Annotated in this window: 19 protein-coding genes and 4 pseudogenes; 10 read left to right on the top strand and 13 right to left on the bottom strand. The window is 35.0% G+C overall.

All coding sequences use genetic code 11. The features are described 5' to 3' along the window. Positions 1–466: 466 nt before the first annotated feature. Positions 467–658 carry a hypothetical protein gene (locus tag ArsFIN_RS15250; RefSeq protein WP_026822797.1) on the bottom strand — a complete coding sequence of 64 codons (192 nt, stop codon included), beginning with the start codon at positions 656–658 and terminating at the stop codon, positions 467–469. Positions 659–926: 268 nt separating this feature from the next. Between ArsFIN_RS15250 and ArsFIN_RS28275 the strand changes: the two genes are divergently transcribed. After that, the gene (locus tag ArsFIN_RS28275) at positions 927–1,049 is read left to right on the top strand and encodes a hypothetical protein (RefSeq protein WP_276489388.1); all 123 of its coding nucleotides are present in this window, start codon (positions 927–929) and stop codon (positions 1,047–1,049) included. 245 nt (positions 1,050–1,294) lie between these two features. On the opposite strand, the gene ArsFIN_RS15245 is transcribed toward ArsFIN_RS28275, so the two are convergent. From ArsFIN_RS15245 to nikA, 9 genes and pseudogenes are all read right to left on the bottom strand, one after another. After that, positions 1,295–1,888: an OspG family effector kinase gene (locus tag ArsFIN_RS15245; RefSeq protein WP_135677945.1), complete on the bottom strand. Its 594-nt coding sequence runs from the start codon at positions 1,886–1,888 to the stop codon at positions 1,295–1,297. Positions 1,889–2,323: 435 nt separating this feature from the next. Next, positions 2,324–3,541 carry an MFS transporter gene (locus ArsFIN_RS15240; protein WP_407061988.1) on the bottom strand — a complete coding sequence of 406 codons (1,218 nt, stop codon included), beginning with the start codon at positions 3,539–3,541 and terminating at the stop codon, positions 2,324–2,326. 184 nt (positions 3,542–3,725) lie between these two features. Continuing rightward, positions 3,726–3,908: a hypothetical protein gene (locus ArsFIN_RS15235; RefSeq protein ID WP_026822795.1), complete on the bottom strand. Its 183-nt coding sequence runs from the start codon at positions 3,906–3,908 to the stop codon at positions 3,726–3,728. Positions 3,909–4,702: 794 nt separating this feature from the next. Beyond that, complete coding sequence (locus ArsFIN_RS15230; RefSeq protein ID WP_026822794.1) at positions 4,703–5,386, bottom strand: DUF421 domain-containing protein; 684 nt, start codon at positions 5,384–5,386, stop codon at positions 4,703–4,705. Positions 5,387–5,586: 200 nt separating this feature from the next. Then, complete coding sequence (gene nikE, locus ArsFIN_RS15225; RefSeq protein WP_026822793.1) at positions 5,587–6,378, bottom strand: nickel import ATP-binding protein NikE; 792 nt, start codon at positions 6,376–6,378, stop codon at positions 5,587–5,589. Further along, positions 6,375–7,138 (bottom strand): annotated as a pseudogene (locus tag ArsFIN_RS15220) (nickel import ATP-binding protein NikD). Before ArsFIN_RS15220 ends, nikE begins: the two are co-directional and overlap by 4 nt. Next, positions 7,138–7,971, bottom strand: a complete 834-nt coding sequence (gene nikC / locus ArsFIN_RS15215) for a nickel ABC transporter permease subunit NikC (protein ID WP_026822792.1) — start codon at positions 7,969–7,971, stop codon at positions 7,138–7,140. Before nikC ends, ArsFIN_RS15220 begins: the two are co-directional and overlap by 1 nt. Then, complete coding sequence (nikB, locus tag ArsFIN_RS15210) at positions 7,968–8,912, bottom strand: nickel ABC transporter permease subunit NikB (RefSeq protein ID WP_026822791.1); 945 nt, start codon at positions 8,910–8,912, stop codon at positions 7,968–7,970. The genes nikC and nikB overlap by 4 nt, the downstream gene beginning before the upstream one ends. After that, positions 8,912–10,486: a nickel ABC transporter substrate-binding protein gene (nikA, locus tag ArsFIN_RS15205; protein WP_026822790.1), complete on the bottom strand. Its 1,575-nt coding sequence runs from the start codon at positions 10,484–10,486 to the stop codon at positions 8,912–8,914. Before nikA ends, nikB begins: the two co-directional genes overlap by 1 nt. A gap of 377 nt (positions 10,487–10,863) precedes the next feature. On the opposite strand from nikA, the gene ArsFIN_RS15200 reads away from it, so the two are divergent. The 3 genes from ArsFIN_RS15200 (at position 10,864) to ArsFIN_RS26995 (ending at position 13,718) form a co-directional block, all read left to right on the top strand. Then, positions 10,864–12,954, top strand: a complete 2,091-nt coding sequence (locus tag ArsFIN_RS15200) for a TonB-dependent receptor (protein ID WP_026822789.1) — start codon at positions 10,864–10,866, stop codon at positions 12,952–12,954. Positions 12,955–12,972: 18 nt separating this feature from the next. Further along, positions 12,973–13,299, top strand: coding sequence for a class I SAM-dependent methyltransferase (locus tag ArsFIN_RS27000; RefSeq protein ID WP_210409080.1), 327 nt, complete (start codon positions 12,973–12,975; stop codon positions 13,297–13,299). A gap of 83 nt (positions 13,300–13,382) precedes the next feature. Continuing rightward, positions 13,383–13,718: a hypothetical protein gene (locus ArsFIN_RS26995; protein WP_210409079.1), complete on the top strand. Its 336-nt coding sequence runs from the start codon at positions 13,383–13,385 to the stop codon at positions 13,716–13,718. Between the two features lie 307 nt (positions 13,719–14,025). Here the strand turns inward: ArsFIN_RS26995 and ArsFIN_RS15190 are convergent, their stop codons facing one another. Continuing rightward, positions 14,026–14,403, bottom strand: coding sequence for a hypothetical protein (locus ArsFIN_RS15190; protein WP_034249601.1), 378 nt, complete (start codon positions 14,401–14,403; stop codon positions 14,026–14,028). A 653-nt stretch (positions 14,404–15,056) separates the two neighbouring features. Beyond that, positions 15,057–15,266: a hypothetical protein gene (locus ArsFIN_RS15185; RefSeq protein ID WP_026822788.1), complete on the bottom strand. Its 210-nt coding sequence runs from the start codon at positions 15,264–15,266 to the stop codon at positions 15,057–15,059. A 309-nt stretch (positions 15,267–15,575) separates the two neighbouring features. Between ArsFIN_RS15185 and ArsFIN_RS15180 the strand changes: the two genes are divergently transcribed. The 4 genes and pseudogenes from ArsFIN_RS15180 to tehB all read left to right on the top strand — a co-directional run bounded on the left by ArsFIN_RS15180 (position 15,576) and on the right by tehB (position 21,587). Then, the gene (locus ArsFIN_RS15180; protein WP_407062040.1) at positions 15,576–16,328 is read left to right on the top strand and encodes a DNA/RNA non-specific endonuclease; all 753 of its coding nucleotides are present in this window, start codon (positions 15,576–15,578) and stop codon (positions 16,326–16,328) included. 220 nt (positions 16,329–16,548) lie between these two features. Continuing rightward, the gene (locus ArsFIN_RS15175) at positions 16,549–17,553 is read left to right on the top strand and encodes a DUF3472 domain-containing protein (RefSeq protein ID WP_034249597.1); all 1,005 of its coding nucleotides are present in this window, start codon (positions 16,549–16,551) and stop codon (positions 17,551–17,553) included. Positions 17,554–18,185: 632 nt separating this feature from the next. Then, positions 18,186–20,381: pseudogene (locus tag ArsFIN_RS15170) on the top strand (TonB-dependent receptor). 329 nt (positions 20,382–20,710) lie between these two features. Further along, positions 20,711–21,587 (top strand): annotated as a pseudogene (gene tehB, locus ArsFIN_RS15165) (SAM-dependent methyltransferase TehB). A 201-nt stretch (positions 21,588–21,788) separates the two neighbouring features. On the opposite strand, the pseudogene ArsFIN_RS28880 reads toward tehB, so the two are convergent. Then, positions 21,789–22,979: pseudogene (locus tag ArsFIN_RS28880) on the bottom strand (IS91 family transposase). A 156-nt stretch (positions 22,980–23,135) separates the two neighbouring features. On the opposite strand from ArsFIN_RS28880, the gene ArsFIN_RS15155 reads away from it, so the two are divergent. After that, positions 23,136–23,351 (top strand): hypothetical protein, encoded by a 216-nt coding sequence (locus ArsFIN_RS15155; RefSeq protein WP_026823998.1) that lies wholly within the window; start codon positions 23,136–23,138, stop codon positions 23,349–23,351. A 556-nt stretch (positions 23,352–23,907) separates the two neighbouring features. Further along, entirely contained in the window at positions 23,908–24,507 is a 600-nt protein-coding gene (locus ArsFIN_RS15150) for a lytic polysaccharide monooxygenase (RefSeq protein WP_026823999.1), read from the top strand. Positions 24,508–24,682 lie beyond the last annotated feature (175 nt).

The following is a 24,682-nucleotide window of genomic DNA, read 5'->3' as shown; positions in this document are numbered from 1 at the left end:
TTTTTTTAAATAAACATTTAGTAGGCTGTTTTTGAATTGAGGAAAAACGTGACAGATGTTTATAAAAAATAATTACCTAAATGCAGTAAGAAATTAAACAGATTTATATTTAATACAATAGCAGTGGTTTGTTATTTACCTCTTCTTGAAGTGAAGAGGTATAGCTGGGGTATTTAAATTTTGTAATTAAAGGTGGGAAATTTTACCATGGTGGTAGGATTGAGACAAATTGTCGGTATAGCATTATCGCCTAAGTTTGTGCGACATATACCTCCTGTTTCATTTTTTAGGTGTTGTTTAGTTTTGTTATTATCTGCTAAAGAAAGAAAGCTAAGTCCCAGAAAAGAAAAAACAGTGAATATCTTAAGTAATAATTTCATAATTTATTCTCTGATCATTAAATAAAAAATATTTAAAATGAATTACAAAATACTTTTTGTCATTTTACTACTGTTGAAAATGAAAATTACTCAGCAGCAGGTAAACCATCGATGATGGAGTTTACTGGAATACATTTACTAGGTTCGTTAAAAGGTTTAAAATATTTATTGGTTGGTTTTTTATTTGTATCAATGTTTATATTGTTATTTGCTGCTCCTGCTGAATAACTAAATGTTAGAAAAACTGTAATAACAACAACTTTGCATAATGATTTCATATTTTATTTTCCAAACTTAAATAAGAATTACTAACAATAGTTGATTTATGTAGTAACTCAATAGCATTAGTGTAAAGGCAATAAAATTGTGTCGAGATGCTTGAATTGTATTTTTTATATAAGTCTTCACACAATTAGTGTTAAAAATTATTGACTAGATATTAAACAGAAGTTTGCTTAATACTAAATATAACTAAAGGATAAATCTCATGTTAACTCGCATTAGTTGTGCCTGTGGTAAACATGGTTGCGCTAAGACAACTGCCGAATGCAGGGCTTATTGTACGGCACACTAATTCAGGATAGCAAAACCATTTATAAGGTAAAAAGTCATCATCAAGCTGGTATTACACAAGGTGGGCGAAATTACCCGCATCAATGTAGTGATTGAAAAGAAAACGATTAAAGAATGGCGGTAAGCTAAAAGCGAGAGTTTAACCAAACCTACTGGTGGAGACCGCAGGATGTGACACTTAATTTTTGAAGGTTGATGCATTATTGGGTTTATTACTTTTGTTGGTGCTCTAACACTTTAGTATAAAAGTTTGTTGAATTGATATTGCAAAACGCTGAGAGCGGTTTGTTATTGCTTATACTCAGCGAGATTGATAATGGGTTATTTTGATTTTTGGCAAGTTAGTATGTGTGTTCGATAATATACTTAAGCGCCCAACCATACATCATTTCTGAAACACTATTTATTGAATTTTTGATGTTTTTGCTTCCACTGTGATACGTTTCATGCCCGTTAGAAAAATCTATCGGATAAAATGTATTTGTTTTTTTATCATAAAGAATATTTTTAAAGTTTAAATCAACATGCATAATGCCTCTATCACCTAAATCGCAGATCATATGCTGAAAGCGCTCTTGTGCACTTGCTGGGAATATTTTGTCATCAATATTACTAATGGGTATTCCAGGCACTTTATACATTCTAATATAAAATATACCCTCATTTTCTATGAAAGCCGCTGATCCTTCGCCATAATATTTATTAAAACAGTTTACCTGTTTTTTCATTTTGGATTCTATATAGCTATCATTAATATACGGTTTTTTTATATAAAAATGTTTATTATTGGCATCTTGATATACTTTTCCCTCTGTACCACTTGCAATTAACTTTCCTAGTTTCATATTTTTATTTTCTATATCATTTTTTTCCAATAATGCAGCAGACATACTGAATTTATCATGATGGAAAATATTTAATACTTTATTGAACACATATTGACCTATAATATAGCTATTAAGTATTTAATAGAAACTAATCATAACAGATATTTTTTATGAAAAGAATTTGTTTCATTTGTTAATTAACGTCATTTTAAATAATATATAATTATAATTTATATGTGAATTGTTGGTAATTTTTGCAATTGCCTAATTAAATTTAATAGCAGCGATTAATCGTAGGAGATGATGCTTAATTCTTGAGAGGTTACTCTGTATTCGTTAGGGTTTATTATTGATTGGATTAAATTAATTTCTAAATTTAGCGTATTTTAATTAGTTTTAAAATTTGTCGTTATAATTTTTAGTGCTAAAAAATTATCTTGGTTAGCTAGTTCATTGAAGAATAAGTTAGCGGAATTGTTGGTTATAAAAATATCATTAGCCACAGTTGCATGCAGTTGTGGCTATCTGAATAAGCGAAAATCGTCAGAGTTGTTTAACTGTGGATGCTTCTTCTTTTTGGGGGAGTTTATAAGTAAAAAACATGACTAACAGTAACCAGCATAAGCCGCAAAGTAAATTTAGCAGATTAAAAGCATTTGCATCTCTCCATAGATAAACTATTTTGGCAAGCTCTATGCCTAAAATAAATATTACCATGTTAATGATACCCATAGCGGCAGAAACAGTGCCTTTGCTAACATCACTGGAAAATAAAGTTAGTCGGATTAAACAGGCGTTAGTCATACCAAGCCCGAACGCATATATAGATAGACCCACTGTTATCCATAGGTAAGTGCCTAATGAGAAAAATGCTGAACTAGCCGCCACAATTAAACCAATGATTATCGGTTTTCCACCAAATTTAATTAGTTGAACTAAAGTTTTTTTTCCAGTTAAATGGCTTAGCGTTAAGTTACCAATAATTAATCCACCAAAAACCGGTATTTGTAACAGCGCATAGGTGAGCATTGACAGTTGTTCTCCACTGATAAGAATAACGGGGGAGAGCGCTATCCAAGCAAGGAGCGGTACGGCGGCAAATCCTATCGCCATTGCGCCGCTGATAAAACGTCGATTTTTTAATACTTGTTTATAATCACACCATAAATGGGGAAAAGATAATGTTTCCCCTTTTTGCTTTACTGTTTCCGGCATGAAGAAAAACAAACCGACAAATGAGATTAACGCTAAAACAGCAAAAATAACAAATATGCCTTGCCAGGGAAGGATATTAATTAATGTAGCCCCGGCCAATGGCCCCAATAAGGGCGCAATCAAAGCGACATTGGCCATTAGCGCAATAATTTTAACGCAGACTGTTTCGTTAAATGCCTCTTGAATAGTTGCATAGCCAACTGAACCAATAAAGCATAGCCCGATGCCTTGTAAGAATCGCATGGCAATAAACTGCTCGATATTCGAAACGAGTAAAATGGCTAAACAACTAATAGTAAAGAACAAGACGCCAATAAGCATAATGGGACGTCGACCACGTTTATCTGATAACGGGCCAAATAACCATTGTAAGAAGACGCCCCCGGCTAGATAAGCGGTCATGGAAGTGGGGATCCATTTTACGCCAGCATTAAAATTTGCTACCACTTCTAACATGGCGGGTTGGATCATATCATTAGCGATATAAACGCTAAATTCAAATAAGGTTAAACTTAACGGAAAGAGTATACGTTCAGACTTTGACAAACAGGATGTGTGCATGAATTTATTCTTATTAAAATAGATAACCGTATTGCCCGATTTGAGCATTGATACGATAGTCAATAACGGATTGGAGTCATTTTATTTCAATTAGTATATCAAAATCTAGGTTCTTTTATCGTCCAGTAGATCAAGGTAAGCACGGGATTTTGGTGTTATTAACACTATATCAGATATTTTGCAGCCGAAATTGTTTAGCAATAGCGACCCATTTGGGGATTTGGCGGTTATTTTCTATTAGGGTATGTGCTTTGTCATACCCTAAATCAATAATATAAAAGTGATGGACACCAATTTTGCCAATAAAGTAGGCATAAACAATGAACGAATCACTTGTGCTATTCCATTCCATTGCACTAGCTTACCGCCGTCATCCCAACGCGAGCTGTAAATATCTGGCAATTTGCCTCGATATTCACTTGAATTCCATATCTCAATTAGAGTAGGTGCCGTGTCATTCCGATGTCTGTTTGTCATTTAAAATTAAATTATTTATTGTTCACTTTTGGCTAACCACATATTACATTTTGATTAACATCAAAGTAGTTAATGGGATGGTTATTATTTGAGCATTAAACGTTATATTTGTTATTTTTAATAATTTTTTGCTGTATTATAATTATCAAACTTAATGTCGAAGTTGTTGTTTTCCCTGGTGTTGGCCAGCTTGAATGCTGGCTTTTTTTGATCTTAAGCAATTAACGCAAAAGAGACAGCAGTGTCGATATCGGCTTATGGGTATAATATTTCAGTGGTAATGGGAAAGATTAATTGTTGCTATGTTGATATAAAGTGAGCTGTGTCAACGAATTTAGTGAGTTAGTAAAAAACAGAGATAGTGTAGTAGAGTTAATCTATATATTTTATAAAAGAAATTTTTCATTTAATCTGGTTTACTATTTTTTATTAATATGATGATGATAAATTTAAGTTTTATAATCATTATATAAGTTTTAATGAATGAAAATATTAAAATAGTCGGATCCTTTATAACTATTTTTAAGTTAGCCCAATTGACAGCTAAAAATATTTTAATCAGCCGGTTAATTAAAAAGTATTTTTTGATGCCTGTACGATTGATTTATTAGAAAATTTTATTTAGAAGTTTAAAAATTGAATTTGGTTGTTTATTGTAGTGTAAATAAATTATTTTAGCTGCTTTTTAAGCAAGTCAGCGGGTAGTTTTTTAATGTCACCATTTTTTAATATAAATAATAAATTACCTTGCCAGAATTCAGCAATAAATACATTTTTTTCTTCGATTTTGAATTTTTTCATTTTTTTTAATAGCCAGTCTTTATCTTTTTCAATTTCGTTAAGCCCCGCTTTTCTTATTTCACCATCTTTCATTAAGATCACCGATGGCATTTTTGCGCCCTCACAAACAGCGGTTATCTGTCCATCTGGCTCAATCTGCGCATAAACAACTTCTTGAAAAGAATGTATCCCTTGTGCTCTCAGCTGTGAGGAGATTTTTAAAATATCTATTTTATTTTTGTTTTGCAGAATGTTTTCCATTAAAAATTTGCCATGTTTAATAATTGGAATTGGATCACCAATGGTGACAGAACGAATGCAGTGGATATGTTTGCTTATAAAATTCAATAAGGAAACCAATGAAACACCAATGAGCAAAACGATAATGTATTGATATAGAGGAATTGAATCTGTGTAAATTACCCCGCCAATTATACCTCCTAAAACAAAATTACCTATAAAATCAATCGGCGTCATTTGCGATAGTTGTGTTTTACCTGAAAGGTTTAAATGTGTAATAACAATGACAAATCCAATAATAAATTTGATAAGAACCCAACCATAATAAGCCATATTTTTTCCTTAACGGTTAATAAAGTCTTAAGTATTATTATTTAAAAATATGCTAATTTTTATCAAAGTCCATTATTAAATATATTAGTTAGTCATTTATCAGTAAGGAAAATAAATAGTGAAAGTCGGCAAATTAAAAAATATTTTCAGCAAATCATCACGGATTTGCTGAAAATTTACCTGGACAGTCTGTGATTCAATTAGAAAAATACCTCTGCTATAGAATTGTCATTATATACAGGAAATGCTGGCAAAACTGCATTCTGTAGTGCCTTACCGGTCTTCGAGTGTAAGATCAATGGCGTTTTTACCACTGAAGTTTCAATAATTTGGCCATTTTCCATTATCATGAGTTGTTGACAGAGGCGTTCAACTAATCGTAAGTCATGGGTAATGAATAAACATGCCGTGTAGAATTGTTGCTGAAGATTTTTAAGTAACTGAATAATTTCCGCTTGTAGTATCAGATCGAGATTAGAAACGGCCTCATCAAGGATTAACAATTTAGGCTCGACAGCCATGGCACGTGCTAGGCATACACGCTGTAACTGACCACCACTTAATTGAGATGGGCGTTGATTGAGTAGGTAACTATCCAATTCAACCGCATTTAGCATTTTAGCTATGCGTGCCTGTTCTTCCTTTTTAGTTAGTGATAAAAGGTGGCGAATGGGTTCACGAATAATTTCGTCTATGGTTTTACGTGGGTTAACGGCGGTTATTGGATCTTGAAATACGATCTGAATATCTTTACGAAACTGGCTCATAGCTTTTCCCTTTAGCTTTGTTAGAGAAGTTCCGCCCCAGCGGATCTCGCCTGAACAAGGTGAGATTAGACCTACCAATAAACGCGCTAACGTGCTTTTTCCACAACCACTGCGCCCCAATAATGCAACGCTTTCTCCAGCCTTTAGAGTTAGTGTTATTTGGTTAAAAAGTAGAGGCTGATGAGGATAGCCAAAAGTGACTTTGTCAATATCAAGTAATGTCATACAGATAACCCCAGATCATATAATGCCAGATGTGCCGCCAGTAAATTACGCGTAATTTGCTGCTTAGGTCTATTGAAAATGGCGTTAACGTTGCTATATTCGACAATTTTACCAGCATGCATAACGGCGACGTCATCAGCTAAACGAGCAACTATCCCCATATCATGAGTGACCAATAACATGCCAATTGCACGAGTTTGGATAATATTTTCTAGTAGATCCAGAAGATGAGTTTGAGCAACTGTATCAAGGTCAGTCGTTGGTTCATCCGCAATGATAAATGGCGTATCACTGAGTATAGCTATTGCATCATCATTCGTTGTAACATTCCACCGCTCATTTCAAAAGGATAAAGTGAAAGTATATGGTCGGCATTTTCTAATCCAACTGACTTTAATGTTGCTTTTATCATGGCAATATCAACGGGTTTGCCGAGAGCGTGGCAGGTTTCTTGAATATGGCTAATCATTGTATTAAGCGGATTGAAAGCACTACGTGGATTTTGCATGATAGTTGCGATATGTGTGCCACGTAACTGTTGGGGAGAGATAATTTGCCCATCCAGCAGTAAGTTTCCGTCAGTTTGATTTACGCCCGCAGGTAATATGCCGAGCATGGCGGCGCAAGTTAATGATTTGCCACAACCACTGCTGCCGACTAATGCTAGCACTTTGCCTTTATTGATCGTTAGCGACACAGCTTGTACCAGCAGTCGTTGGGCTTTAAGCGTTATATTCTGCAATTCAATTCTCTCTGACATTAGTCGTTACGCTCCGCTACCAGATAAGGATCAAGGTGATCGCGTAGGGCATCTCCAACTAGGTTAAAAGCCATCACCGTTAAAAACAGGGCTAAGCCTGGCCACAATATTTGTAGTGGTTGAGTCCAGATATATTGGCGAGCATCATTAATCATGACTCCCCATTCAGCTGTTGGTGCAGTAACACCCAGTCCAAGAAAAGACATGCCTGCCACATGTAGCATCATATGACCAAGATCTAAGGTTGCCAAAACTAATAACGATGGGATGATTGCACCAGCTAGGTGATCGATAAATAAACGACCGCTATTGGCGCCATACATTTTTGCTATTAGAATAAATTCACGTTGACGCAGAGAAATAACAATACTACGCACCATACGTGCATACCAAGCCCAGTGCGATAAAGCAATAGCAATGATGACATTGGTTAGCCCTGTTCCTAAAACGCCAACCATAAAAAATGATAGAATTGAAGTAGGAAACGTCATAAAAAGCTCAGTAATACGCATCAGAATTTGATCTATTTTGCCACCCAATAACCCAGCGCTTGCACCAATGCTTAACCCCAATGCCAAGATTAATATAAGACACAGTATGACTGAGCCAAGTGACACGCGTGTTGCGGCTAATAAACGAGAGAAAATATCGCGACCTAAATGGTCGGTGCCAAGCCAGTGTTGCTGATTTGGTGGTAGTAGCCGTTGTGTTAGCTCAATCGCTTGTGGATCGTAAGGTAGCCACCAATGGCTGGTAAGGGCTGTTATAATCAGTAGCGCAATAATGATGATCGCTAAGCGTACAGACCAACGAGTTGAAAGGTAAAAATTCATGCATTTCCCCTTTCTTGATGTCGGAACCGTGGGTCAAGAACGGCATTAAGCAGATCAACCAACAGATTGCATAGCACATAAACCACCACCATCATTAAGGTGAAACATTGGATCACCGGATAGTCTCGATTAAAAATTGCCGATACTGCATATCGACCTATACCGGGCCAGGCAAATATGCTTTCAATAATCATGGTGCCGCCAATCAGCTCACCAATGTGCATCCCAAGAGCGGTTACTATCGGTAGTGACGCATTACGTAAAATATGTCGTCTTTCAGTTTGTTTCTCGGTGAGTCCTCGTAATCTTGCCCAGCTAACGTGTCGTTGTCCGGCAACCTCTAACATACTCGCACGTAGCAGTCTGGCATTAATTGCTAGTGACATAAAAGCAATAGAAAATGCCGGTAGGATAATATGTTGCCAGCTACCATAACCTAGAGCAGGTAACCATTTTAGCCAAACTGAAAATAACATGATTAATAGGAAGGCTAGCCAGAAGTTTGGCATGGAAACGCCTAAAAATGCGATGATGCGTACGACAAAATCAGGTAAGCGATTTCGATGACGCGCTGCCCAGATTCCTAAGGGGATAGAGGTAAATAAAATAATGAATAATGCCGCTCCAGCGAGTTGCAAAGTTGCTGGCAAAAATTGTAAAAGATCATTTAGTACAGGACGTTGAGTTGCATATGATTTGCCAAAATCTAGATGCAGTGCTTTCCATAACCATGTTCCATATTGCACAGTCAGGGGTTGATCAAGGCCAAGCATTATGCGTGTTGATGCCAACATTTCTGGTGTAGGTGGTAGATTTGACAGTCGTAAATAGTCCATGGCTGGATCGCCCGTGCCATAACGCAGCAGTACGAAAACAATAACTGAGGCGGCTAATAGCAACGGTATTAGTAGTAGAATACGCCGTAAAATATAGCGCAACATTATGATTTCTCCGGGTTGATTTGCTCAAATGCAATTTCTGTCGATATAGGTGCAAACGGGATATGGCCCAATTGCGGACGTGAAATGGTCATGAGTGATATGTAACTAATTGGCAAATAAACCGCTGAATGATGTAATCGAGTTAGTACATCAACGTATAACATTTTGCGCTGTTGCTCATCGGTTGTTGTCAGGATCTGGGTGATTTCATTGTCAATGATCTTTTTGTCCGATAAGCCTAATTGAGCTTGATAATCAGCATGTGAAGGTACCCGCATTGAGCTCATAAAAGCGTATGGATCGTAAGGCGTACCCCAGGTGCGATTAAAAATCATGCTAAATCTGCCATCTCGTTGACGGGCATAAAAGCTGCTTTCTTCTTCGCCTATTAGTCTTGTGTCTACACCAATTTGCTGTAGGTTAGCCTGAATAACTTCAGCCATTGATTTATTGAGGGCGTCGGTTGCAATAAAAGCGAGTTCTATTCTTAATGGTTCGCCTGCCTTCTCACGAATTGTTTTGTCTGCTGGTAATATCCAGCCAGCACTATCCAATAATGCTTTAGCTTTCTGCGGGTCATACTCTCGTGCAGGGAGTTTGATATTGGCGTAAGGTACCGTTGGCGCAAACAAGGTATTGGCTACTTTTTGGGTACCATCAAACGTATTGGCAATCAGCTTTTTTTTATCAACAGCATAATTAAGTGCTTCGCGTACCGCTAACTCTTTAGTTGGTGTTCGCGCAGAATTTAAGGCTAACATTATCGTTTCAATCGGAGCAGAGAGTTGGGACTGGTACTGTGGATTACGGCTTAAGTAAGCGAAAATCTCGGGTGGTAAGAGTCCGTCATTACCATATAGTAGATCGATATCGCCAGCTTCAAATGCGACAGCACGGCTGATTGGATCGGGGATCACTTTGATGGTTATTTTTTCTAGTATCGGTTTTTTGCCCCAATAATGATCATTACGTAACAGGACATCATATTGATTAAGTTTTGACGTTTGTAACTTCCATGGCCCAGTACCAATTGGGGCAATGATACCATCCATAGTTTCATTTTTTTTAAACTGCGAAGGTGCGATAAAACGGAAAGGTCGAGGTAAAGATAGCTCCTGTAGGAAAGGGTAATAAGCACTTTTAAGTGTGATTTGTAACTGATTGTTATTTAACGCTTTAACATTGGTTATCTGATTAGTCAATTCTAGCCAAGCATGACGTTGGCGGTTATTGAGTACAGCACGAAAATTTTTTTCAGCGGCTTGTGCATTAAAGGGTTCACCGTTAGAAAAAGTAACATCATCGCGTAAGGTAAAAATCCAAACTCTTCTATCTTCGGAATGTTGCCAACTTTTTGCGAGCCACGGTGTTACTTGCCCATTAGCTTGATATTTAACTAAGGGCTCATAAATCATACTTTGGGCAAAAATTTGGTTTGGGGTGTAGAGATGGGGATTAAGTGGCCCAACATTCACTGGCCAGGCAATATTTAATTCTTTATTGGAAGCCGCATAAATATAGAACGAGGTACAACTAAGTAAGACAATTAACGTGCGGCGTAAGATAGACAAAATTTTTTCCTCAGTGGATAAATCGCTAATCAAGGTAAGCAGATTTTAATAATTCACCATACTTCTGGATTGAGCTGGATCAAGAGGAACGACTAATCGGCGTGGGTAAAACTTGTTGTTGGTAGTGATGTTGGTACTTTTAACATGATATGTGGTTAGTCTCTAAATTACTTGTGTAAAATTCTATAAATATTAATTAACAAATTAATATCCCGATTAGCTTAATGAGCCCTCCTAAAAAATTATTAATTACAGAAATTATTAATAATCATTTCATTTGTTAAGAAATGGGCTATTTTTTCACTACAGTTAATGTTATATTATAACATAATACAATTAATGGAATTAAAGAGCACTCGTTTATAGGAAATGTAAACAAAATGAAGAAAATTTTATTGTCCAGTTTGACAACAGCAATTGGGATGGCTATTTCATCTGGCGTAATGGCAGATGCAAAACTAAGTACGGAAAAAAAGAACAAGGATGTTATCGTTGTAAAAACCGATCCATTAAATCGCCCTTCTTTATTGATGACAACGCCAACCAAGGTTTTGTCGGGAGAGGAGTTAACGCAGCAGCGTAAGGCTTCTATTGCTGAAACATTAGAGGAAATACCAGGTATTAATGGTAGCCATTTTGGAGCAGGCGCAGTAAAGCCAATTATTCGTGGTATGTCGGGCGCACGCGTTAAGGTACTGAATGATGGCATTGATGTACTGGATGCTTCGATTGCTGGACCTGATCACGCGATCACCAGCGAACCTTTCTTAGCTAATCGAATTGAAGTTTTAAAAGGGCCAGCAACATTACTTTATGGTGGTGGTGCAATGGGTGGTGTTATTAATGTGCTAGATGATCGGATCCCCACTTCAGTACCAGAAAAAGGTTATGCGGGACAGATTGATCTACGGACCAATAGTGTCGCTTATGAAAATACTGGAGCGGTCGGATTAACATTAGGTAAAGAGAATTTTGCGCTTCGATTGGAAGGATTAAAACGTCATGCGCAAGATTATCGTATGCCAAAGCGTGCCGGTGAACTAGATTCTTATCGCTTGCAGGGCTCTTATAATCGTACTAATAATTTTAATATTGGTGCCAGTTTGATTGGGGAAAAGGGCTATATTGGTCTGGCGTATGGTATTCAACATAATGAATATGGTTTACCGGGTCACAGCCATGCTCATTGCCATGAACATAGTTCTTCAGGAAATTGGCATTGTGAGAAAGATGATCATACGCATCATCATGGTCATATGCATCATGGGCTTACTCATGCGCACGATCATCAACACAATCATAGCCATGGTGTTCCCTTTGTGAATATGAAACAGCAACGTTGGGAAATCCGTAGCGAATATCTGGATCCTTTTAGCGGTTTTGAGCGTATCCGATTACGTGCGGCACATACGAATTATAGTCATGATGAAATTGAAGGTCAGACAGTTGAAACGACATTTAATAATAAAGCAACAGAAGGACGGCTAGAATTAACCCATGCACCTATTTTAGGTTGGCACGGGGTAATAGGTGGACAGTTTACTCAGCGTAATTTTTCTGCTGAAGGTTTAGAAGCGTATGTTCCTGCTACTTTGACCCGTAATCAGGCGCTTTTTTTAATTGAGGAATTTGAGGCCGGCCCATTACGTTATGAATTAGGCGTTCGTCATGAGTGGCAAAAAATTGATGTAACAAAAGGTAGTCGTTCTAGCCAACATAGTGGTACTTCCGGATCGGCCGTTGTAACATGGACATTGGCTCCTGAATATGCATTGACGGCCTCATTATCACATTCTAAACGTTTACCTATTGCTGAAGAACTTTATGCAAATGGGATCCATGCTGCAACAAGGACGATTGAAACAGGTAATGAACATCTTAAAGCTGAATCAGCAACTAATTTTGATATTGGTTTTACCAAATTTGCCGGCGATTTCCAATTTGGCTTAAATACTTACTATAACCATATTGATGGATATATTTATGGTAAGGATGCAGGTTATTCACCTGGTGCGGGTTATCGCCATCTACACTATGTACAGCAAGATGCTGTTTTTAATGGGATTGAAGCTGAAGCATCATATCAACTCACGGATAATACCAAGTTCTCTGTCCAGGGTGATATTGTTAAAGCCAAGCTTCGTAGTGGCGGTTATTTGCCACGTATCCCGGCTTACCGCATCTCAGCTACCATTGAACATCAATGGTTTGAATCCTTAAACGGCCGGTTGCGACTTACTCATGTTGGTAGCCAACATAAAACAGCGCAATATGAAACATCAACAGCCGGTTATAACCGAGTTGATATTGGCCTAACCTGGCAAAATCATTTTAATGACTTAGATTATATGCTGTATGGGCGCATTGAGAATCTATTTAATGGCGCAGCTCGGGATCATACCTCGTATATTAAAAATGAAATGTATTTGCCTGGTCGTAATTTTGTTATTGGAGCAAGTTTATCTTTCTAAATTTCTAGGGGAATTGATTTGGTATCAACACTATTTCGTCATATTGAAATGATTCATGGTAATAACCCCTGGGGCAAGATATTAGATGCGGGTACAGGTATTAATTCACTAAGCTGGATCAGCCAGCTTAAGAGTGAAAGTTGGACTGCAGTAACTTGTGCAATTAATATGAAAGCCGATATTCAGCAAATTATCTCTGCCAGACAAAGACCTCAGGATCGTCTTTTATTAGGTAATTGGGCTGATAGTGATTTCATGGTTAATGAACGATTTGATACTGTTATAGCTGATTATTTATTAGGCGCGGTAGACGGCTTTGTGCCTTACTGGCAAATACCTCTTTAAAAGCATTAACCCTTAATCGGCTTTATTTTACTGGTTTGGAGCCTTATGTCCCTTACAATGCAAATTGCCGAGCGGGGCATCTTGTGGTAAGTATTGGCCGTTTGCGTGACGCATGTTTATTACTTGCTGGTGAACGTCCATATCGAGAATATCCGGCCGATTGGGTGATCTATCATTTACAACAAATGGGATTTGAAATAGTAGATCTTAAACATTATCCAATTAATTATGGTCACAATTGGTTGACAGGCCAAATGGAAATGTGCCGCCAGCGGGTTAATACATTCGTTGATCGACAATTAGCCATGTCGATGCTTGAGCATATCAATCAATTAGAACAACAGGCACTTTTATGTATTGCCCAACAGGGAAGTTTAAAACATGGTGCAGATTATGTTATTTCCGCCAAATTAGCATAATAAAATTCATTAACATAATATGCTAATGAATGAAAATAGTAGGCTATTTATACTAAGAAAAGAGGCTTAAACATAATATTTGATTTTTGTTATAAAATATTTATTTACTATTCAATATCTCATATTGAATAAATAAGATAGATAAAATTAACTAGAGTTAAAATATTGTCATTTACTAACATTTGCTATAAACATTAATTTTATTTGCTAATAATTTCTTGTCTGCTAATCGCACCTTATAAGGTACCGTAATTGGTTACGGTACCTTAAGAATTTTATCGCATTTTGGCTAATATTTAACTATAGATTAGGCACATGTTTCAGGTGAAAAATCCTTATGTCCTCTACCTTCATAGCATTTAATTAATACATCTTGCGGTTTTTCTAAGATCCATTTGTCATCTTTAAGAATAAAAGTAAAAATGGTTTTGATTGCTTCGACAGAATCGTCTAAAAGGCCGGACTCTACAATACTTACTTCAACTGAATCAGGAGACTCAATACGATTAGTACGTTGAGTAATAACAACATTACTAACATCAGGCTGGAAACTATTTCCCATCATTTTAATTGCTAGCGGGATGGGTTTATTTTCATTATCTGACATAGTTGTTTCTGTTTGCTTATCACAAGCAGCTAATAATAAACAGGAAGAAAGAGCAATCGTTAATTTTAATCTATTCATTTTTAACCTTTATTTTTGTGAAATTCGCTATCGATTATAAATTAAATAACAATATTTATCATAGTATATTAATCTGAAATTTTGTTTCTTATATTGTGTTTTCTAAATTATTTAGTTATTGATAGTTATGTCTAAGGAATATTTGTTATTAGTGATAATATTAATCAATCATATTTTTTTGTTTGCAAGAATAGATACTCTATCATTAGAAAAAGAATGTTGAAATATCTCTAATACTGTCGTCATTAGATGACAATCTGTAGAGTTTTCAAATTACTTGGTCAGCTGTGGCGTTTTTATCATTTATAAGTATAAAAATTGTTTATTAATGACTAAGGCTTGATAATTGAAATTAGATAAAATAATAGAAAACATTTTAGAATAAATTTATAATATATTGGAATAACGCCTAACTGATAGAGTAATATTTCTACAATATAAAACGAATTTAAATGTTTTATTTGAAACTATTAGTTAATAAATATTGCTATATTTTAATTTAAATTTTTTAATAAAACTATTTATATTAATAAATCATGTATTGTCAAATTTTGCTAATGTTATTCAGAATTTAATCTTGTGATCCTTAACAAAAAACGTAATTATTAAATTAGAGATAATACACCTCTTCTTACTGAAGAGGTATGTCTAATTCAGTTAGATAACTGAGGAGCGCTATTCTTGATTTCTGTCGTGGCATCAATGATATTTGTAATTATTTTTTCAAAAGGTGGATTGAAACCTATGTTGGTAGTTATATCAGTGCTTTTTATATTGTCATTTAATATATCAGCTGCAGCATAGCCACAATTAATACTAAAAATAGAGATGATAATAGCTAAAGTTTTCAATAACCCTGTCATAAAATTATCCTCCAATGATAAGTAAAAATGACGATTAATTGTGCGCTATATTTTTCAACATTGCAATAACATTTGTGAAATATTGTAAATTTTATTTATATAAGAGTATTTATTGTATTTTATATTTATTTTTACTGTTTTATCTTGTTGTCAAATAGCTTGTTTGCTGGTTTAAATATTATAGTAAAATTTATATAAAAAAATCGACTATTAAGATGAGAAATTATCATATGAAAATATTTTTACCATTTATTTTTACTTATTTCTGGCTGTAATATTGTTCAACATGAACCAGCACCTGTTAAGTCTATTGAAAAAATTACGCCTCAAGTTAGACAAAATTGTGGAATAGGTTGTCCAATAGGAGGAAGTAATACCACGATACAACGTGTAGTCTATACGCTAAATAATAACAGTAATACTAAATTTGCAAATTGGGTTGCCTACTTAATAACGATGGATAGCTTAGGCAGCGGTAAGGATAGAAATTGGAAAAAAGATCCAGATTTAAGTAATAATGCAACCTTGTCTCCAGCAGATTATATTGGTGCCAATAAAGCATTAAAAGTGGATAGAGGCCATCAGGCGCCATTAGCTTCTTTGGCAGGTTTGGCGGACTGGCCGGCACTTAATTATTTATCTAATATCACCCCACAAGTCGCAGAGCTTAATCAAGGCGCATGGGCGCGTTTAGAAGATCAAGAAAGAGCGCTAGCCAGAGTAGGTAATAAGGTGTTTTCAGTAACAGGTCCTTTATATGAAAAAAATATTGGTAAGCTACCTAATAGCGACAAAAAACATCTTATCCCTAGTGGATACTGGAAAGTGACATATATAAATGACAGTCCTGAAAAATCTTCTTATGCTGCATTTATTATGGAACAAAATACGCCACTGAGTGGGAATTTTTGTCAATATCAAGTCACAGTAAAAGAAATTGAACAGAGAACTGGGTTAATTATTTGGAGTGGGTTACCAGAAAATATTCAGCAAGCAATAAAATCAAAACCAGGAAAATTAGTTGAAAGAATGGGCTGTAGTATAATTCAACCTAAATATTAATTATAACTAAATCATAATTACATTTTGCTAAAATTAGTACTATTTAGTCAATTAAACTTAATTTTAAATATAACTATTTTATAATTTTTTATTTTTTTTGCAATAGCAGAAATATATTATATTCAATATGTTATAAAATATTTTTTTGTGGATAATAATTAAATAAACCTCAATTATTTCATCATTTAATAAATAATATAAAATAAATAGGAATAACTATATGAAGAAAATTTATTTATTATTTTTGGTATTTTTATGGAGTAGTTTATCTAATGCGATTGTAGTCGGTGATATTGTAACAATTCAACATAAATGGCCTGACAATGCTGCATTCAATAAAATATCCTTTTTCCTACAAGTTAATAATGATGGCGGCTCGAGGTCAAATTATTATTGGGCGAATCAATTTAATTTTATAAATGGAGGTACTGGTTTTATTGGATTACAAAATAGACAAAATGGCGTTCATGCATTTAATTATTCAATTAAACAGGCTAAAGGGTGGCGAAGTGGGAATTGCCGTTATTTTTATTATGCTGGTTCAGGTGTACAGTGTGATGTTGTTATTCAATGGATAGCAGGACATTTGTATCGACTGGATGTTAGCAAAGATGGAAATTTAGTTACTGGTTTGATTACTGATTTAATGGATGGAACATCAACTACGATCGGTATTATTGAAGTACCAAATAATTATGGCAAATTAAATAATTCTAAAGGATTTGTCGACGAATATTCTCATGGTCATAATCAATTAAAGTCTTGTTATGATATCGGTGCGCAAGCTTCTATGTTTCGCAATCCTTTAGGCGATAATCGCATTCTAGCTAAACAACGTACTTACACTAGTGGTAACTGTAATAATATATTTGTCGTTCATGCAGCATGTAATGATGGAGAATGTATTAACACTATTAGTAATCTTAATGTATCTATTCCTCCTAATATTCATAAAGTTACTATCAGGAATAGTCAAAATATTTTGGTAGAAGAAGTAGCTGCCGCTTTAAATTATAATGCGTTAATTGCCATAAAAACTTATGATGGAAGCTGGGCACCTAAAATTTATTTCCCAGATGCAAACAAATATAAATTTAAATCAATATATATTAAATCTAATGCTAGTTATCCTTCAACCCTCTATTTTGATAATAAGCAGCTTAGAATAAATAAATCTGAAAAATTAATGTTTGTTTCTGATGGTAATGAATGGATTATACAATAATTTTTCATTGCAAAGTATTTTTATTAATAGCCACTGGTTAATGCTGGTGGTTTTTTATTAAAGCTATTTTATATTAGTTAAGTTTTTATATGGTTTTATATATTTATTATTTACTTATATTAAATTTTGAAAATGGGTTTGTATAAAATATATTAACACACCCATTTTAATTAATTTTAATTAAACGAGTAGTGAGTTAATAGATTGAATTTTATAAATAAAAAATATTTTTAGCTAATTACTTACGCTAAAATATACATTTATTTCGTTATTAATATTTTATATAGATTCTTGATTACCTCAATCAAATGAGTATAATTCTCATTTTCGTTTGCATGAATTCCTATTTCAGTAATTGCTTTTTTATATTTGACAGGGAATATATATCATTTTAGGTAAAGCGTTAAACGTAAAGAGTTCGCATCAGTAACTATATGATAAAAAATATATTTTATTATATAGGGTTTCTGTTTTTTTATCATGACCGAATAATGGCAAGTTATTTCCAATTCATCATGGCTATGAAATGAGTGTTGGCTGCTTTTTGCTCAGTTCAGTTTTTGCTGATTTATAAAAAATTAACTTTCCAGGCGGTCATTATTTACAACACCAGTCTTTTGTTTGAATAAAATATGAAAAATATTAAATACATGAAGGTACCATTTTGTGGCTCGTTATTGATGCTGACAATGAATACTACAGCGCAAACAGCAACTGCTGAAATCAATAATATAAAAAATCAACAAGATATCATTGTCGTGCATGCAAAGTCGCAAAATGACTTTCAATCTGGCGGAGATTCCCTTGTGCCAGCCCATTTAAATGGCCATATTGCACATGGTGGTCGTCTTGGTATGTTGGGTGAGCAAAATGCCATGGATGTTCCATTTAATGTCATTGGTTATACGGCGAAAATGGTCAGCGATCAACAGGCAAAAACTGTTGCTGAGGTCGTCAATAACGATGCCGGAGTTCAGAGTATACAAGGGTTTGGTAATTTTGCCGAAACTTATCGTATCAGAGGCTTTAAGTTAGATGGCGATGATATGACGCTCGGGGGACTGCCTGGCATTCTACCTCGTCAGATGGTGGATACTGCAATGATTGAGCGGGTTGAAATTTTCAAGGGTGCTAACGCATTAGTCAATGGTGCCGCTTCTTCTGGCGTTGGTGGCATAATTAACCTTGAACCCAAACGAGCAGAGGATATACCTATTACCCGTTTAGGCTTAGACTACACTTCAATATCGCAAGTGGGTGGAACATTAGATGTTGGTCGTCGTTTTGGTGAAGATAATCAGTTTGGTGCGCGTCTTAATTTAGTTCACCGCGAGGGAGAAACTGCGGTAAAAAATGATAAGCGCCGAACCACGTTAGCCACGCTTGCTTTGGATTATCATAGTAACCGAGTTAGAAGTTCATTGGATTTCGGTTATCAAAAGAAAACTTTTCACGGTGGTACCATGGGTGTAAATATTAGTGAAGTCAATTTTATTCCACTAGTACCCAATAACAGACACAATTATAGTCAAAAGTGGGGTTATAGTAATATAGAGAACTAGTTTGGTCTCGCACGAGTTGAATATGATCTAGCTGATAACTGGATAATGTATGCTGGGGCGGGTGGTCAACATAGCCAAGAAATAGGTACCTATAGCTCACCGAAAGTAATAAATCGCAAAGGTGATGCAACAGTAAGCCGGCTTGATACCAAACTTTTTATTGATTCGTTTAGTGCTATGGTCGGCGTAAGGGGGCAGCTTGCAACCGCTTTTATTACTCATCGCTTGAATATGGGATATTCTGCACAGAATAAACGTAATAGAATGGCATGGCGAATGTCTACTAATAATCCTATTACTAATATTTATCATACTCGTTATGTTGCTATGCCGGATAATACCATTTTTGGTGGCAACTATTCTGATCCATTAACAACGGGTCGTGCCTTTACTCAGGGTTGGTTATTAAGTGATACATTGAGTGCCTTTGATGATAAATTACAATTATTGATAGCTGCACGTCATCAGAAAGTAGAGGTTCGCAATTATAATAATGAAACCGGTGCTGAAGAGCGTGATGCACGGTATAGCAAGGGCCATTGGATGCCTACCTATGGGATAGTTTACAAACCATGGCAGCAAGTTGCTTTATATGCCAATCATACAGAAGCCTTGCAACCGGGAAGCATAGCACCAAAGAACGCATCAAATTATGGTCAAAGTACAGGTATTGCTTATTCCCAGCAAAATGAGATAGGGATGAAAATGGATTTTGACCGGATCGGCGGTACATTAGCCTTATTTGAAATTAAAAAACCGTCTGCACTTTTGGATAGTGTCACAAAACGTTATAGCCTTACTGGTCAACAACGTAATCGAGGTATGGAATTAAACATATTTGGTGAACCGGTATTAGGTTTGCGATTGAATACTAGTGCAACTTGGTTAAATCCAGTGTTAACAAAGACACAAGATAGAGTCAATGATGGTAATGATGCGATTGGAGTACCACGTTTTTACATGGTTATAGGTGCTGAATATGACATTGAATCAATAGACGGTTTAACGGCAATTATGCGGATAAATCATTCTGGCTCCCAATATGTAAATATAGAAAATAGTAAAAAACTTGCTAGCTATACCACTTTGGATTTGGCAATGCGTTACAATATGCAAGTTAATCATAATCAAAATGAGATAGTTTGGCGGGTTGGTATTGATAACTTAACTAATGAAAAATATTGGTCTGGCGTTGAAGACTATGGTACCTATATTTTTCAGGGTACTCCGCGTACTTTAAAGGTTTCTGTCAGTTATGATTTTTGATTTATCCATAATTTTATTATGCCCTGATAAAGTATTTGCTTAAAACTTGAATTTACTTAATGTTAAAAATTTATTTGTTATGGCATATCATCTAAAGTGGCTACCAAATGGTAGCCGTTTCTTTTGTAGTCTACTAACTAGTCAATTTACTTTCATCATGATGATTAGCTTCTTATCTAGTATTTTTCTATCTGAGAGAGGACAGCAAGCTGATTGTTTAGCAAAAATAATTAAGAATAAATATATTCAATTTTATTTGTCAGCGGAATTTACCAATACAGAAAAAAAAATTAAAATGCATTTAAAATGCAACTTATAAAGAAATGATTATGAGCAAACTTATTTGTTACAAACAATTTACTAATTGGAATAAGTCCACAATCCCTTTAGCACTAATGAAACGTCATAATACCCAAGAAGGTACATGGGCTCAATTGACGATATATTGAGGTAGTATGCAGTTTGTGATATTTGATGAGAATGGTAATGAGCAGCAGCACCATTTTGATGTAAAGTGTCAACCAATGCAAATTCAGCCTCAAATATGGCATAAAATAGAATCTGTTAGTGATGATATTGAGTGTCAACTCTATTTTTATTGCCGCGAAGAAGCATTTTTTTATAAAAGAAATGGTCTTACACTTCCACATTCAGAAGTTTGTATTCTTTCTCAAATTACCAAACCATGTAAAGTATTAGATTTGGGCTCAGGTCGGGGTCGTAATAGCTTTTTTTTTGGCATTACAAGGTTATGCTGTGACTGCAATGGATATCAATCCTCAACATATTAATGCCATTGAAATAGTCAAAAAAACCGCTGATTTCAAGCAGATAAAAACAGCAATCTATGACATTAATGATCATGCTTTGACAGAAAATTACGATATAATTATTTCAACCGTGGTATTGATGTTTTTACAGAGAAATAAAATCGCTAAGATTATTGAGGATATGCAAAATCATACAAATGTTGATGGGTACAATTTAATTGTTTGTGCAGTTGAAACTGATGATACTCCTTATGAAATTTTACCTTTTAATAGTTTTTTAGCACCTAGTGAATTAATAAATTATTATAAAGATTGGGAAATCATCAAATACAATGAAGAACCAGGGCATTTACATAAAACTGATAAATTTGGTAATCGCATCAAATTGAATTTTGCCACATTGATTGCTCGTAAGAAGCGGTTAAATAAAGTGTAATTGAACTTAGCAGAAAAAATTTTCTAATTATTTCTCTTATAGTTCATGGTTAGGAATCTCAATCAATACAGTAAGGCATTAATGGAGGTGTTTTGAACTTAATATTTCTATTAAATTCTGACAGTTTTCTCGTTGATTAACCATGAGAACAGTAATTCGGTTAAATTATCATCTAAAAGCCTAATAATAGGCACACTGCTCCTAGGCTGCGGTTTGTAACCATCGTTTTTTGACCATTTTATCCCGCCTTTCTGACAGTAAAGTGACGGCGTGTATTCCTTTTTCCGCACTCATAAACCGCAATCGGTTTCCACATAAAATACATTGGTACGGGTCAGTATTTAAAAAACCTTTGATAAGGGCCCCAAACCCAGGTTTTTCAGGCACATTAGGAGATATCATGTCTAACGCCTCATACACCTTCGGTAATAAGCACCCGCGTTTGCGATTGGCTAAAAAACCGTAATAACGGATCATCTTAAAATGTCGCGCAGGGATATGACTGACATAACGCCGTATCATTTCTTCTTGGGATAAGGTCTGTCGTCTGTATTGTTGGCTGTGGTGGTCATAGTAATGATGAACCACGGTGCCGCCGCTGTAGTGTTTCAATTGAGAAGCGGAGATAGGGACGTTTAAGATAACGGCCCAGATATTTCACATTATGCCAGGCCCCGCGTGTCTTTTTGGCAAAATGTACTTTCCAATAACGTTGAAACTGGGCATTGAGGTAACGACACCAGGTCTGATAATTGCGAATGCGCCCGAAGCCAGGCAATTTATTGGGTTGTAACTGAAAATAGTTATCCTAAGGAGTCGAATGACCGTACTGCGCCAGACCTTTTCAACGTCTTTCTTTTAAAGAAAATCGGTTTCCAGGTGTCATATTGAGTGAATCCCCCACGCGTGACGGATAAATGAATATGCGGATGTTGATTGAGTTGGCGACCGTAAGTATGCAGCGCAATAAAATGCCAATTTCGAGGCCTTGGCGCTTGGCGTGTTTGAGCATGGCGCGGGTTGCACAGCGAAAGAGTTGGTTGAGCAAGCACCAGTTATTGTTAAAAAGGCCAAAGCAGGTGAGGCATAGTGAGGGTAATATGTTGCCATTCGCAATCCGGCAAAATATGGCGCTGCTGGGCAATCCACTGTTCGGTGCCTTTGAGGCCACACGCACGCAGGCTTTGGATTTACAGGTTTGACAAAGAAGCGTGAATGAGAGCATTCAGGTGAAGAACAGCAATAACGGCGAACGCCCATAGCGCAGGTGCTGCAGGCGAGCATCTTTTCGACAGAGAGTAGTTGCCATTCATCTACGTGATTATTTTCGATGAAAAGGTTCCATCCGTCATCGTATTGAAATAGCAGTTTTGCAGGTCTGGGGATGTACATAGAGCAGAGTATAAAAGACGAGAAGGGAATTGCCTAGAAATAGAGCGCCTTTGCCGCGATGCTCACGCCAAAGGCGTGCTTATGTTCAGATATAAACTATATTCGGTAAAAAATTTTTATATTAAACTTTAGTTTTGTACGAAGGAGAATATGACAATGAAAAATTATTTTTTTGCAATAATGCCTTTTTTCTTATTGGTCGGTTGTGTCAGCTCAGATGATTATCAACAACAGTATTATAAAAAGAAGCGAGAAGAGTATCACATGGGGGTCGGTGTAGTAAGAACAGACAGTCAACGAAGGGCTATCATGTCAGGTGAAAAGCCTGATTGGTCAGAATTACCAGAATCTCGGGTATCTAAAAAAAATTAAATAGACTATATAATTAATTCTAAATATTTCTCTTATCTGTTGTGCATTGAAAAGAGTATTTTGATGCACAGTTAATAATATTTTACTGACAATCTAAACTGTTTAATTATTAAGAAAAGCTTTGGTATTGTATTCCACTGAATATTTTTGTTATTAAGAAATAAAATTTGGCTGCCTTGCTATTATGTGAAATTATTTTTTTATATAAGAAAATTTTTTATTTAGTATAATGTCAATTACTAAAAAAATATTAAACTCACTCAATTAAGAAATTGATTTTTAATTTAAGTATGAATATTTTTAATGATATTTAATTGTTTTTAAGTGAAAATTTTTCAAATTAAAAAATTTATAATTTAAATTATTTATAAATTAATGCATTATATGAAAATAAAAAATGTCTCAATAAAAAAATAATTTTATTTTACTTGATTAAATGTCGTTATTAATTTAATAATCTCAATGGTCTTCTAATTATTTATATTTATTTTGTTAATGAAATATTTTTCTGACAGATACTTTGTTAAATCATATGATTAATTAAGGGATTTATAAGATGAAAAATAATTTCTTATTAATACTATTTATATTAATTGTTGTAACTGCATTTTCAAGTGTCAGTTCTAATCGTGAATCAATGCATGGATTTATTTATACACCTAAAAGCCGTTCGGTTTTATGCTGGATAGAGCAGAATAAAGATTGTGGTAGCGCTAGTAGCGATCCAATGTCGATTGAAGGGACGAGTGGTTTTCCACAATATGGTGCCAAAGATGGTAGAATAGCCAGCGGTGATAATTTTTGGTTTAACCAATTAGATCAGCAAAATATCGATCGCTGGCAAAAAAATAATATTAAAGTAGGTAAAAATATATTTGAATGGTTTCTAACACAGCCAAATCATACAATAAGTTGGGAGTTTTATATTACGAAGCAGGACTGGGATCCAAATGCTCCATTAACACGCAATTCGTTTGAATCAAAACCATTTTGTTTACGATCAAATGATGGAAAAAGATTAACTGTTGATGAGATGAAAATCGAATGCCATGTGCCAAAACGCAGTGGCTATCAAATTATTTTAGGTTTATGGACAATAGCTGATACTGATTCAGCTTTTTATCAAGTTATAGATGTGAATATATCAGATAAATAATAGTCCAATAGTAAGTAAAATTTTGTCATTTTCGATAAAAATTTAATAAATTAGTGCTTACTCATTAATATAATTACCAGATGTAAAATAGATATTATTTTTTACAGATAAATTATAATATTTTCTATTATGTTTCTTTTTATAATTAAATCTCATGACAACCTTGATGAAAAAT

Origin of the sequence: Arsenophonus nasoniae (assembly GCF_004768525.1) — a bacterium.
In the GTDB taxonomy this organism is placed as follows: domain Bacteria; phylum Pseudomonadota; class Gammaproteobacteria; order Enterobacterales; family Enterobacteriaceae; genus Arsenophonus; species Arsenophonus nasoniae.
This window is presented reverse-complemented; position numbering and strand designations above follow the sequence as displayed.

Coding starts and splice junctions, on each gene's coding strand:
- ArsFIN_RS15250 (WP_026822797.1), bottom strand. CDS start 658: ATGAAATCATTATGCAAAGTTGTTGTTATTACAGTTTTTCTAACATTT.
- ArsFIN_RS28275 (WP_276489388.1), top strand. CDS start 927: ATGCAGGGCTTATTGTACGGCACACTAATTCAGGATAGCAAAACCATT.
- ArsFIN_RS15235 (WP_026822795.1), bottom strand. CDS start 3,908: ATGGAATGGAATAGCACAAGTGATTCGTTCATTGTTTATGCCTACTTT.
- ArsFIN_RS15230 (WP_026822794.1), bottom strand. CDS start 5,386: ATGGCTTATTATGGTTGGGTTCTTATCAAATTTATTATTGGATTTGTC.
- nikE (WP_026822793.1), bottom strand. CDS start 6,378: ATGACATTACTTGATATTGACAAAGTCACTTTTGGCTATCCTCATCAG.
- nikC (WP_026822792.1), bottom strand. CDS start 7,971: ATGAATTTTTACCTTTCAACTCGTTGGTCTGTACGCTTAGCGATCATC.
- nikB (WP_026822791.1), bottom strand. CDS start 8,912: ATGTTGCGCTATATTTTACGGCGTATTCTACTACTAATACCGTTGCTA.
- ArsFIN_RS15200 (WP_026822789.1), top strand. CDS start 10,864: ATGAAGAAAATTTTATTGTCCAGTTTGACAACAGCAATTGGGATGGCT.
- ArsFIN_RS15190 (WP_034249601.1), bottom strand. CDS start 14,403: ATGAATAGATTAAAATTAACGATTGCTCTTTCTTCCTGTTTATTATTA.
- ArsFIN_RS15185 (WP_026822788.1), bottom strand. CDS start 15,266: ATGACAGGGTTATTGAAAACTTTAGCTATTATCATCTCTATTTTTAGT.
- ArsFIN_RS15175 (WP_034249597.1), top strand. CDS start 16,549: ATGAAGAAAATTTATTTATTATTTTTGGTATTTTTATGGAGTAGTTTA.
- ArsFIN_RS15155 (WP_026823998.1), top strand. CDS start 23,136: ATGAAAAATTATTTTTTTGCAATAATGCCTTTTTTCTTATTGGTCGGT.
- ArsFIN_RS15150 (WP_026823999.1), top strand. CDS start 23,908: ATGAAAAATAATTTCTTATTAATACTATTTATATTAATTGTTGTAACT.